10 protein-coding genes are annotated in these 11,219 nt (G+C 67.9%); 5 read left to right on the forward strand and 5 right to left on the reverse strand.

The features are described from left to right. Positions 1 to 378: 378 nt before the first annotated feature. Positions 379 to 675 carry a DUF4148 domain-containing protein gene (locus tag DIE22_RS32090; protein ID WP_124497192.1) on the forward strand — a complete coding sequence of 99 codons (297 nt, stop codon included), beginning with the start codon at positions 379 to 381 and terminating at the stop codon, positions 673 to 675. Positions 676 to 893: 218 nt separating this feature from the next. Here DIE22_RS32090 and DIE22_RS32095 read toward each other — a convergent pair whose 3' ends face one another. From DIE22_RS32095 to selD, 3 genes are all read right to left on the reverse strand, one after another. Then, complete coding sequence (locus tag DIE22_RS32095; RefSeq protein WP_124497193.1) at positions 894 to 1,973, reverse strand: purine nucleoside permease; 1,080 nt, start codon at positions 1,971 to 1,973, stop codon at positions 894 to 896. 176 nt (positions 1,974 to 2,149) lie between these two features. Beyond that, positions 2,150 to 2,293 carry a hypothetical protein gene (locus DIE22_RS38380; protein WP_185640736.1) on the reverse strand — a complete coding sequence of 48 codons (144 nt, stop codon included), beginning with the start codon at positions 2,291 to 2,293 and terminating at the stop codon, positions 2,150 to 2,152. A 72-nt stretch (positions 2,294 to 2,365) separates the two neighbouring features. Then, positions 2,366 to 3,430, reverse strand: coding sequence for a selenide, water dikinase SelD (gene selD, locus DIE22_RS32100; RefSeq protein ID WP_124497194.1), 1,065 nt, complete (start codon positions 3,428 to 3,430; stop codon positions 2,366 to 2,368). 115 nt (positions 3,431 to 3,545) lie between these two features. Here selD and DIE22_RS32105 point away from each other — a divergent pair, with 115 nt between their 5' ends. Then, positions 3,546 to 4,382 carry a DMT family transporter gene (locus DIE22_RS32105; protein WP_124606941.1) on the forward strand — a complete coding sequence of 279 codons (837 nt, stop codon included), beginning with the start codon at positions 3,546 to 3,548 and terminating at the stop codon, positions 4,380 to 4,382. 98 nt (positions 4,383 to 4,480) lie between these two features. On the opposite strand, the gene DIE22_RS32110 is transcribed toward DIE22_RS32105, so the two are convergent. Then, positions 4,481 to 5,989 carry a PLP-dependent aminotransferase family protein gene (locus DIE22_RS32110; protein ID WP_124606942.1) on the reverse strand — a complete coding sequence of 503 codons (1,509 nt, stop codon included), beginning with the start codon at positions 5,987 to 5,989 and terminating at the stop codon, positions 4,481 to 4,483. Between the two features lie 126 nt (positions 5,990 to 6,115). Here DIE22_RS32110 and DIE22_RS32115 point away from each other — a divergent pair, with 126 nt between their 5' ends. From DIE22_RS32115 to DIE22_RS32125, 3 genes are all read left to right on the forward strand, one after another. After that, positions 6,116 to 7,399: a 4-aminobutyrate--2-oxoglutarate transaminase gene (locus DIE22_RS32115; RefSeq protein WP_124606943.1), complete on the forward strand. Its 1,284-nt coding sequence runs from the start codon at positions 6,116 to 6,118 to the stop codon at positions 7,397 to 7,399. Between the two features lie 90 nt (positions 7,400 to 7,489). Beyond that, positions 7,490 to 8,959, forward strand: a complete 1,470-nt coding sequence (gene gabD, locus DIE22_RS32120) for an NADP-dependent succinate-semialdehyde dehydrogenase (protein ID WP_124497198.1) — start codon at positions 7,490 to 7,492, stop codon at positions 8,957 to 8,959. A 265-nt stretch (positions 8,960 to 9,224) separates the two neighbouring features. Next, entirely contained in the window at positions 9,225 to 10,316 is a 1,092-nt protein-coding gene (locus DIE22_RS32125) for a hypothetical protein (protein WP_260426814.1), read from the forward strand. A 75-nt stretch (positions 10,317 to 10,391) separates the two neighbouring features. On the opposite strand, the gene DIE22_RS32130 is transcribed toward DIE22_RS32125, so the two are convergent. Next, positions 10,392 to 11,219, reverse strand: an 828-nt coding sequence (locus tag DIE22_RS32130) for a methyl-accepting chemotaxis protein (RefSeq protein ID WP_260426815.1), incomplete at its 5' end; no start/stop codon positions are given.

The raw sequence follows: 11,219 nt of genomic DNA on the forward strand, positions 1-11,219 counted from the left end.
CGCCGTCCCGCCTTCGCGCCGTGCCGGTGTCACCGCCGTGCCACCCGCGCCTCCGCGCACAGCGTCTTTCCCGAATCCGCATCACACCTTTGCGCCACGCGCGGCAATCGTCGGTGCGCGTCGCCGCGCTGCGCGCCACATCGCCGTGAGCCCCGCCGGAAGCGGCTTCGCGCGCGATTCGAATAACCCTGCCGACGTTACGGATGGCGATTGTTCCTCGATCGCGACTATTCAATTCGCGTCAGCCGCATTTATCGCGACGGAACAGACACCTAGAGTAAACCCTGTCGCGCACCTCGTTGCGCATCGAACAGCCCCGTTTGACGGGACCGGAGCGAGCGCTCATGCGCCAACTCCGACCAACACAGGAGTTACGTCATGAACCGCCGCCACCTTCTCTCCGCCGTCGCCCTCGCACTCGCCGTGTCCGCACCGGCGTTCGCCGATACGACCACCCCGCACGCCGGCGACTACGGCAACACGTCGTGGTACACGCAGCACAACAACGGCCCGCGCACCCGCGCCGAAGTCAGCGCGGAAGTCGAGCAGGCCCGCCGCGACGGCACGCTGGCGTGGCTGCGCAAGGCGAATTCGTATCCGCAAGGGCTCGAACTCGCGCAAGGCCCGTATCGCCCGACGCCGGAAGGCAACCAGCTCGCAGGCGCAGGCCGGTAAACGTGCGACGCCGCGCAACGGATGATCCGGTGCGCGGCGTCGTGATACCGCCGTCGAATATTCGATTAGTCAGTTAGTTGCAGGAGCCTGTGATGAACGATCAACTTCCTTCGCCGCTCGATCATTGGGACGACACCACGCCGGTGTGGACGCCGTTCCGTTCCGCGCTGCAATCGCATTGACCTGCGCGTCGACGTCCGGCTGAAGACGCTCGGCCGTCAACGGCGCGGCACACCGTCGCGCCATTCGCCCCAGTGCGTGACGATGTCCTGCACGAGCGGATTGCCCGCGCGATACAGGTTCTCGGTCGCCGGGGCGAAGCCGCCCTGGTCCGCGTAGTTCAGCAGGTTGTCGGCACTCGTCTGCCCCACATACGGCCGGTCGAAATCGGACCCCGTGCGCAGCACCGCGACGCGCGACAGGTCGACCCGCTTCACGCTCGCCGCGCGCTTGAGCGCTTCATACGTCGCGTTGTCTTCCTGCGCGGTCATGCAGTACGTGCCCTTGCCGTCGGTCAGGATCTTCGTCCACTGGCGCGCTCGCTCGCCGATCAGCGTGCCCGAGAACCACGTGTTGCCTGATGACGTGTCGCACTGGATCACCGTCGGCGGCCGGTTCGCCGGCGCATACGTGAACTTCGCGCGTGCGGCCTGGGCCTGCGCGCTGTCGGCGAGCACGATGTTGCGCGACAGCGCATACGCGGCATCGGTCAGCTGCGGGTTGAGCTGGAACACTTCGGTGCGGTAGTCGAGCGGCGGCTTGTCGTTCGGGCTCTTCGTATTGATGCCGAGAAAGCCCGTGTTCCAGCCGGCCGGAATTTCGCGCGCGTCGAGCTCCCATTGCAGGCTGAAGTCGACGAGGTATTTCGACCACGCCGCGGAACCGACCGTGCCTTGCGCGGGGTCGACGCCCGCGATGCCGGACACGAGGAAGTACGTGCGGCGCAGGTCGAAGCGCTGCGAGAACGTGAGCGCCATGATCGTCGCCGATGCGTTCGCGTAGCCCATGCCGGTCGTCACCACGCACACGTCCTGCTGGTTGCAGTGAACGGCCGGATAGTCGGGCGACAGGCCGGGCACGGTGATGTCGCGCCACGGGCCGAGCCGGTCGAGCCATGCCTGGCCCTCGGGACCGAACATCGTGATGATCATGACCTTGACCGGGCGGCCCTGTGCACCGGTCTCGGCGAATGCCGTATTGCCCGCGTTGCTGCCCTGGTTGTCCTGTGCGATCGACGGCGCGGTCGCACAGGCGGCAAGCGAGAATGCAGCTGCGGAAAGGATGGAGCGAGTCAGCATCGGCGTTCCTTGTTTCGGAGATGTTGAGTGAGAACGGCTGTCGGAGACTGCGCGAGGGAGTATAGAACGCGCGTGCGCGATGCGGAACCCGACTACGAAACGGCCGGGACGGCGTTCGAGTACGCCGGTGGTACGCATGAAATGCGCGACGCGGCGGCATCGGCATGCGCGTCGCGCTACACCATCAGGAATACTATTTGATTTACCGACATACGCGCCGATGTCGGCACACGCACCGCCGACGACGCGAATGACTCGATGCGGACCACGACGCGCACCGCCTGGTTCGCGATCGTCGGCCCGAACAGGAAATCGTGCATCGGTCGCGGATGCCTTCGACGGAAGGCATCGATTCCAGCGACCGGCAACGATCCGGCGCGAGAAAAAACGCGTCAGGCGACGTCGACGCGCGAAGGCCCGTCCACCATCTCGCCGATCACGACCGCGCGGTCGAACCCGTCGGCGCGGAAGCACGCGAGGACATCGTCGACCGCATCCGGCGCGCACGCGACCAGCAGGCCGCCGGACGTCTGCGGATCGGTCAGGAGCGCCTGCGCGACAGGTGGCAGGCCATCGGCGAGCCGCACGTCGGAGCCGTAGGCGGCCCAGTTGCGCCCCGATGCGCCGGTAAACACGCCATCTGCGACGAACGCCTCGACGCCCGCCAGCCACGGCAGCGACGCGTAATGCACGCGTGCGGTGAGGTTCGCGCCGCGCGCGAGCTCGAGCGTGTGACCGAGCAGCCCGAAGCCCGTGACGTCGGTCAGCGCATGCACGCCCGGCAGCGCGGCGAGTTCGGCGCCCGGCCGGTTCAGCTTGGTGGTCGTCGCGACCATCTGCGCGTAGCCGGCATCGTCCAGCTGGTTCTTCTTCAGCGCGGCCGACAGCACGCCGACGCCGAGCGGCTTGCCGAGCACGAGCACGTCGCCCGCGCGCGCGGCCGCGTTGCGCTTCACGCGCGACGGATGCACGACGCCGATCGCCGCGAGCCCGTAGATCGGCTCGACCGAATCGATCGAATGGCCGCCCGCGACCGGAATGCCGGCATCCGCGCACACCGCTTCGCCGCCGCGCAGCACGGCCGCGATCGTTTCGTGCGGCAGCACGTTGATCGGCATGCCGACCAGCGCGAGCGCGAGGATCGGCTTGCCGCCCATCGCGTAGACGTCCGATAGCGCATTGGTGGCCGCGATGCGGCCGAAGTCGAACGGATCGTCGACGATCGGCATGAAGAAGTCCGTCGTCGCGACGATCGCCTGCTCGTCGTTCAGCCGGTAGACGGCCGCGTCGTCCGAGGTCTCGGTACCGACCAGCAGATCCGGGAACAGCGCCGGCGGCGTCGCCCGCTTCAGCAGTTCGGACAGCACGCCCGGCGCGATCTTGCAGCCGCAGCCGCCCCCGTGCGACAGGCTCGTGAGGCGTGGAACGGCGGGCGGGGTGAGGGTGGCTTCGGTCATCGTCGGCATCCGGTGAATAGCAACGTTCCATTATCGACAATTCCGCGCGAATGCGCCCGATACCCACATAATTGACGGCGCTTGCCCGCTCCCGCCTTCACCCGCGCCTTCATCGATGGATCACCTCTTCATCGGCCTCGTGCTGTGCTCCGCCCTGCTGCATGCGATCTGGAACGCGTTCCTGCATGTCAGCGAGGACCGGCTCGTCCAGCTCGGCACGATGTCGCTGCCGTATCTCGCGTTCGGCGCGGCCGGCGCCGCACTGCTGCCCGCGCCGGCGCCCGCCGCGTGGCCGTACATCGCCGCGTCGGCCGCGCTCGAGGTCGCATACTGCTTCACGCTCGCGCGTGCGTACCGCAGCGGCGAGTTCGGACAGATCTATCCGATCGCGCGCGGGATATCGCCGCTGCTCGTGTCGGTGCTCGCGCTGGCGATGCTGCACGAGCAGCCGACGCCGTTCGGCTTCGCGGGCATCGCGCTGGTGTCGTTCGGGATCATGTCGCTCGCGCTGCGGCGCGGCTTCCGGTTCTCCGCGGAAGGCGTGCCGTATGCGCTGCTCACCGGCGTGTTCATTGCCGCGTATTCGCTCTGCGACGGGATCGGCTCGCGCGTGTCCGGCAGCGCGCTCGGCTACATCGCGTGGGTGTACCTGCTGTGGAGCGTGCCGCAGCTCGTGCTGGTCTGCGCGGTGCGCGGCGGCCCGCGCAGGGTGCTCGGTTCGCGCACGGCGCTCGCGCAGGGTGCGATCGCCGGCACGATCTCGCTCGCCGCGTACGGGATCGTGATCCTCGCGTACCGGCACCTGCCGGTCGCGACCGTGTCGGCGCTGCGCGAGACGAGCTCGATCTTCGCGGTCGCGATCGGCTGGTTCGTGATGCGCGAGCGGCCCGGCGCGCAGCGGCTCGTCGCGTGCGCGCTGGTGGTCGCGGGGGCCGCGTTGATCCGGCTGTAACGCACGCGAATGCCCGGCGCCCGCATTGCGGAGCCGATCATCCGTTTCCCTGGCGACTGCCCGCATCGCGTCGCGGTCACGCCGTCGCCCCCGTCCCGTCAAGCCGTCGCGACGGCCCGGTCGAACGCGCGCTCGTCGATCGCCTCGGCGAGCGTCGCGAACGCCGTCGCGATCTCGTCCTCCGGCACGCACGCATAGCCGAGCAGCAAGCCCGACGCCGCGCGTTCGCGCTCCGCGTAGTAGCCGGACAGCGGCCGCACGACGATGTTGCGCTCGAGCGCGGCCTGCGCGACCGCGCGATCGTCGACACCATCCGGCAGCCGCGTGACGAGATGCAGCCCCGCATCGCTGCCGAGCGCCTGCAGCGTGTCGCCGTAACGGCGCGCGACCGCGTCGAGCAGCACCTCGCGGCGCTGCCCGTACAGCGTGCGCATCTTGCGGATATGCGACACGAAGTGCCCTTCCGCGATGAACTCGGCGAGCACCGCCTGCTGCAACAGCTGGCCCTCGCGATACAGCTCGGCGCTCGCGGTCGCGAAGCTCTCCGCGAGCGGCTCCGGCGCGACCAGATACCCGACCCGCAGCCCCGGGAACAGCGTCTTGCCGAAGCTGCCGACATAGATCACCTGCCCGGCCGTATCGAGCCCCTGCAGCGACGCGAGCGGCCGGCTGCCATAGCGGAATTCGCTGTCGTAGTCGTCCTCGATGATCCAGCAGCCGTGCTGGCGCGCGTATTCGAGCAGCATCCGGCGCCGCGCGAGGCTCATCACCATCCCGAGCGGATACTGGTGCGACGGCGTGACGAGCATCAGCTTCGGCGGCTCGGCGAGATCGGCGGCCGATGGCGCGATCCCCTCGTCGTCGACCGGAATCGGCCGCGTCGTCAGCCCCGACACGTTCAGCACGCTGCGCACGCCCCAGTAGCACGGATCCTCGGTCCAGATCGCGTCGCCCGGATCGGTCAGGAGCCGCACCGCGAGGTCGATCGACTGGTGGATCCCGGTCGTGATCACGATCTGCTCGGGCGTGCAGCGCACCGAGCGCGACGTGCGCAGGTAATCGGCGAGCGCCTCGCGCAGCAGCGCGAGCCCGCCGCCCGGCGCGTAGGTCAGAAGATCGGGGCGCAGGCGCCGCCAGTACTTGTTGTGCAGCCGCGTCCACACGCGCGCCGGAAAGCGTGACACATCGGGCACGCCGGGCATGAACGCGCCGCCCTGGCGCTTCGACACGCCCGCGCCTTCGACGAGCCGCGTGCCGCGCGCGGACAGCCGCCGCGCGGAAGACGGCACCACCGCCGGGCCGGCGGCCGGGTCGGACGGCGTGCCGACGATCTCGTCCGGCGCGCTGTCGGCGACGAACGTGCCGCGCCCCGTCGCCGAGTTCACATAGCCTTCGAGCGCAAGCTGTTCGTAAACCTGCGTGACCGTGTTGCGGGCGATCCCGAGCTCGGCCGCGAGCAGCCGCGACGACGGCACGCGCGTGCCGGCCGGCAGTTCGCGCGACAGGATCGCCTGCTGCAGCAGGCGGTGCAGCTGCCGGTAGATCGGCTGTTCGCCGCCGCGCACGAGGCGCTGCGCCAGCCAGTCCGACAACACGCTTGCGCGCATGATTGGCTCCTGAATATTTATTGAAATGGCTCTGATTGTCAGAGCCAAATGTGATTATAGTCGCCTCCATGGGCTGCCAATGCGGCCGATTTTTATCCCACCGGACAGAACATCAAGGAGATGACCGTGAAGAATGCCGACCTGCAGGCCCGCAAGAACGCCGCCACCCCGCGCGGCGTCGGCGTGATGTGCGATTTCTACGCAGCCCGCGCCGAGAACGCGGAGCTGTGGGATGTCGAAGGCCGCCGCTTCATCGATTTCGCCGCCGGCATCGCGGTGCTGAACACGGGCCACCGCCACCCGAAGATCGTCAAGGCGATCGCGGACCAGCTGAACAGCTTCACGCACACCGCTTACCAGATCGTCCCGTACGCGTCGTACGTCGAGCTGGCGGAAAAGATCAACGAACGCGCGCCGGGCGACTTCCAGAAGAAGACGGCGTTCTTCACGACCGGCGCCGAAGCCGTCGAGAACGCGATCAAGATCGCCCGCGCCGCAACCGGCCGTCCGGGCGTCATCGCGTTCTCGGGCGGCTTCCACGGCCGCACGATGATGGGCATGGCGCTGACCGGCAAGGTCGCCCCGTACAAGCTGAACTTCGGCCCGTTCCCGGGCGACGTGTTCCACGCGCCGTACCCGAACGCCGTGCACGGCGTGACGACGGCCGACTCGATCAAGGCGATCGAGATGCTGTTCAAGGCCGACATCGATCCGAAGCGCGTCGCCGCGATCATCTTCGAACCGGTCCAGGGCGAAGGCGGCTTCAACCCGGCGCCGGCCGAATTCGTGCGCGCACTGCGCAAGATCTGTAATGAGCACGGCATCCTGCTGATCGCCGACGAAGTGCAGACGGGCTTCGCGCGTACCGGCAAGCTGTTCGCGATGCAGCACTACGACGTGTCGGCCGACCTGATCACGATGGCGAAGAGCCTCGCGGGCGGCATGCCGCTGTCGGGCGTCGTCGGCCGTGCCGACGTGATGGACGCGGCGGCGCCCGGCGGCCTCGGCGGCACCTACGCGGGCAACCCGCTGGCCGTCGCGTCGGCACACGCGGTGCTCGAGATCATCGACGAAGAGAAGCTGTGCGAGCGCGCGACGCAACTCGGCGACGTGCTGAAGGCGAAGCTGAATGCGCTGCAGGCCGACGTGCCGCAGATCGCCGACGTGCGCGGCCCGGGCGCGATGATCGCGGTCGAGTTCCTGAAGCCGGGCTCGGGCGAGCCGGATGCCGAGTTCACGAAGCGCGTGCAGGCGCGTGCGCTCGAGCGCGGGCTGCTGCTGCTCGTGTGCGGCGTGTACTCGAACGTCGTGCGCTTCCTGTTCCCGCTGACGATCCCGCAAGCCGTGTTCGACGAAGCGCTCGTGATCCTCGAGGAAGTGCTGAAGGAAACGGTCGGCGTGCCGGCCTGAGTTTCCGTCGAAATGAATTGAATGCGCCGCCGCCGTCTTCACGACGGCGGCGGCCGTTTCATCCGTCCATTTTCAAAGCAGGTGATTCATATGAGCACCGTTCAGGAAACCCTGGCACTGAAAGACCCGTCGTTGTTCCGCCAGCAGGCGTACGTCAACGGCGAATGGCAAGGCGCGGCGAACGGCGAGTCGTTCGACGTCCGCAACCCGGCAACCGGCGGCCTGCTCGGCACCGTGCCGGCGATGGGCACGGCCGAGACGCGTCACGCGATCGAGGCCGCGAACGCCGCATGGCCGGCGTGGCGCAAGAAGACCGCGAAGGAACGCGCGGCGATCCTGCGCAAGTGGCACGACCTGATGATGGACAACGCCGACGACCTCGCGCTGATCCTGACCACCGAGCAGGGCAAGTCGCTGGCCGAGGCGAAGGGCGAGATCGGCTACGCGGCATCGTTCCTCGAGTGGTTCGCGGAAGAAGGCAAGCGCGTGTACGGCGACACGATCCCGACGCCGGCGAGCGACAAGCGCATCGTCGTGACGAAGGAAGCGATCGGCGTGTGCGCGGCGATCACGCCGTGGAACTTCCCGGCGGCGATGATCACCCGCAAGGTCGGCCCGGCGCTCGCGGCAGGCTGCCCGATCGTCGTGAAGCCGGCCGAAGCGACGCCGTTCTCTGCACTCGCGATGGCCGTGCTGGCCGAGCGCGCGGGCGTGCCGGCCGGCGTGTTCAGCGTCGTCACGGGCGACCCGAAGGCGATCGGCGGCGAACTGACGTCGAACCCGATCGTGCGCAAGCTGTCGTTCACCGGCTCGACGCCGGTCGGCCGCCTGCTGATGTCGCAATGCGCGGCGACGGTCAAGAAGGTGTCGCTGGAGCTCGGCGGCAACGCGCCGTTCATCGTGTTCGACGATGCCGATCTCGATGCGGCCGTGCAGGGCGCGATCGCGTCGAAGTACCGCAACAGCGGCCAGACCTGCGTGTGCACGAACCGTTTCTACGTGCACGAAGCCGTGTACGACCAGTTCGCGCAGAAGCTCGCGGCGGCGGTCGGCCAGCTGAAGGTCGGGCGCGGCACGGAGCCGGGCGTCACGCAGGGTCCGCTGATCAACGAAGCGGCCGTGCTGAAGGTCGAGGCGCACATCGAGGACGCGCTCGCGAAGGGCGCGACCATCGTGACGGGCGGCAAGCGCCATGCGCTCGGCCACGGCTTCTTCGAGCCGACCGTGCTGACGGGCGTCACGCCGGCGATGAAGGTCGCGAAGGAAGAGACGTTCGGGCCGCTCGCGCCGCTGTTCAAGTTCGGCAGCGACGACGAGGTGATCCGCCTCGCGAACGACACCGAGTTCGGTCTCGCCGCGTATTTCTACAGCCGCGACATCGGCCGCGTGTGGAAGGTCGCCGAGGCGCTCGAATACGGGATGGTCGGCGTGAACACGGGCCTGATCTCGAACGAAGTCGCGCCGTTCGGCGGCGTCAAGCAGTCGGGCCTCGGCCGCGAAGGCTCGCACTACGGCATCGACGACTACGTCGTGATCAAGTACCTCTGCCTCGCCGTCTGACGGTTCGGGGCCTGGCGCCGCTTTGGTGACAGGCCCTGACCGCCCGGCCGGAACCGGGCGGTCACGACGCGGGCCGGTGCCTCTCTCCGCCGTGCCCGCGTCACCTTGCGCTACCTCGGTCCGCTCGATGTCCGCATGCTCCGCGCACGCGACTGTGACCGCAAGGCCGGCCTCTGCCGAACGGCATACCCCACCCGATTTCGTTCAAGTCTCATTTCTCGTTCGCCAGCAAACCGCTAGATTGAGCGTTCCGCCTCGATCCCGTTTGCTCGCCCATGAACACTTCACCCAACTGCGCGGTTCGCGCACGGCCCGTGTGCAGCGTCCCTCGGCCGCGTCGTCGCACTCGCCCCGGGCTCCACCGAGGCCCGCGGTGCATCATCGACCCTGCGAACCGCGGAGCGCGCTCATGATCGTGAGTACCGCCAATCGCCGAATGCTCCCGCCGCCGCGAAGCGCCAGCGGCACGAGCAACCACCAGCCGTTCAACGTCATCTACGACGGGCCGGCGCTCGCCGAGCATCGGATGGACGTACGTGACCTCGCGCCGGCGCTGATCGCGATCGCCGACCTCTTCACGTCCGCCAACAAGGAGCTCAATGGCGAGAACACCGAGGTTCGACTTGAGGTTCGGGGCAGCTTCAAGGCCGGTTCGTTCCACGCCGAGCTGATCTTCGTCCAGTCGCTCGCGAGCCAGATCCGCGACCTGTTCGCAGGGCCGAGTGCCAATGCGTTCAGCAACGCGCTGGCGATCCTCGCCGCACTCGGCATCGTCGGAGGCGGCGGCCTGATCGGCCTCATTCGCACGCTGCGCGGGCGCAAGCCGCAGCGCACCGAGCCCGAGGGAACGCATACCCGGGTCTGGATATCGGAACGGGAATCCTTCATCGTCGAGGAAGCCATCTATCGGCTCTACCAGAACCGGGCGGTCCGCGTCAGCCTGCAGAAAGTGCTGTCCCCGCTCGAACGCGAAGGCATCTCGAGCTTCGGCATCGTTCGCGGTGACGCAGTCGAGCTCGCGATCGAGAACGATGAACTTGATGCGTTCTCGATGAGTGACGATCCCGGGGAAGTGGTCACGGATACGATCGCGCACAAGGTGCTGCTGCTCGAATCCGTCGTGTTCAAGGACGGCAACAAGTGGCGCGTGCACGACGGCTCGTTCGCGTTCTTCGCCGCGCTGGACGACGAACAGTTTCTCGCGAAGGTCGATGCCGGCGAGCGCTTCGGAAAGGGCGACGTACTGGTCGTCGATCTGCGTCAGACGCAGATCATCACCGACGAGGGGCTCCGCAACGAATATCGCATCGTCAAGGTTCGCGAGCATCGTGCGCCGCTGCAACCGGCGCTGATCTGATCTTCGCCCGCATGGAGGTGACGTGCGGGCCGGTGTCTCTCCGCGCCGTGCCCGCGTCACCTCCCTTCCCCGCGCTCAACGAAACACATTCACCGCATCCACCAGCCGCGTCGCCTGCTGCTTCAGGCTCTCCGACGCCGCCGTGCTCTGCTCGACCAGCGCGGCGTTCTGCTGCGTGATGTTGTCCAGATGCACGACCGCCTGGTCGACCTGCGCGACACCGGTGCTCTGCTCGGCCGTCGACGAGCTGATCTCCGCGATCAGGTCCGACACGCGCTTCACCTGCGTGACGATGTCCTCCATCGTCCTGCCGGCACCGTCGACGATCCGGGCGCCCGATTCGACCCGCTCGACACTCGCGCCGATCAGCGTCTTGATTTCCTTCGCCGCGTTCGCGCTGCGCTGCGCGAGCGCGCGCACCTCGCCCGCGACCACCGCGAAACCGCGCCCCTGATCACCCGCGCGCGCCGCTTCGACCGCCGCGTTCAGCGCAAGAATGTTGGTCTGGAACGCGATCCCGTCAATCACGCCGATGATGTCGGCAATCTTGCGCGAGCTCGCCGTGATGTCGTTCATCGTCGTGACGACTTCGCTCACCGCCTGCCCGCCGCGCTCGGCCGCCTCGCTCGCGGACACCGACAACTGGTTCGCCTGCAGCGCCGTCTCCGCATTGCTCGACACGGTGGCCGTCATCTCGGCCATCGACGCAGCCGTCTGCTGCACGCTGGTCGACGCCTGTTCGGTGCGTGCGCTCAGGTCGTTGTTGCCCTGCGCGATCTCGTTGCTCGCGCGCTGCACGTTGTGCACCTGTTCGCTGACGTCATCGACGAGCCAGCGGAACATCAGACCGAGCTGGTTGATCGTGCGCAGCGTCATGCCGATCTCGTCGACCCGGTTCATCCG

It is taken from the genome of Burkholderia sp. Bp9142, from assembly GCF_003853415.1.
GTDB lineage: Bacteria > Pseudomonadota > Gammaproteobacteria > Burkholderiales > Burkholderiaceae > Burkholderia.

What these genes read in the sequence shown, in the direction of transcription:
- DIE22_RS32090 (WP_124497192.1), top strand. Translation starts at nt 379, where the DNA reads ATGAACCGCCGCCACCTTCTCTCCGCCGTCGCCCTCGCACTCGCCGTG.
- DIE22_RS32095 (WP_124497193.1), bottom strand. Translation starts at nt 1,973, where the DNA reads ATGCTGACTCGCTCCATCCTTTCCGCAGCTGCATTCTCGCTTGCCGCC.
- DIE22_RS38380 (WP_185640736.1), bottom strand. Translation starts at nt 2,293, where the DNA reads ATGCACGATTTCCTGTTCGGGCCGACGATCGCGAACCAGGCGGTGCGC.
- selD (WP_124497194.1), bottom strand. Translation starts at nt 3,430, where the DNA reads ATGACCGAAGCCACCCTCACCCCGCCCGCCGTTCCACGCCTCACGAGC.
- DIE22_RS32105 (WP_124606941.1), top strand. Translation starts at nt 3,546, where the DNA reads ATGGATCACCTCTTCATCGGCCTCGTGCTGTGCTCCGCCCTGCTGCAT.
- DIE22_RS32110 (WP_124606942.1), bottom strand. Translation starts at nt 5,989, where the DNA reads ATGCGCGCAAGCGTGTTGTCGGACTGGCTGGCGCAGCGCCTCGTGCGC.
- gabD (WP_124497198.1), top strand. Translation starts at nt 7,490, where the DNA reads ATGAGCACCGTTCAGGAAACCCTGGCACTGAAAGACCCGTCGTTGTTC.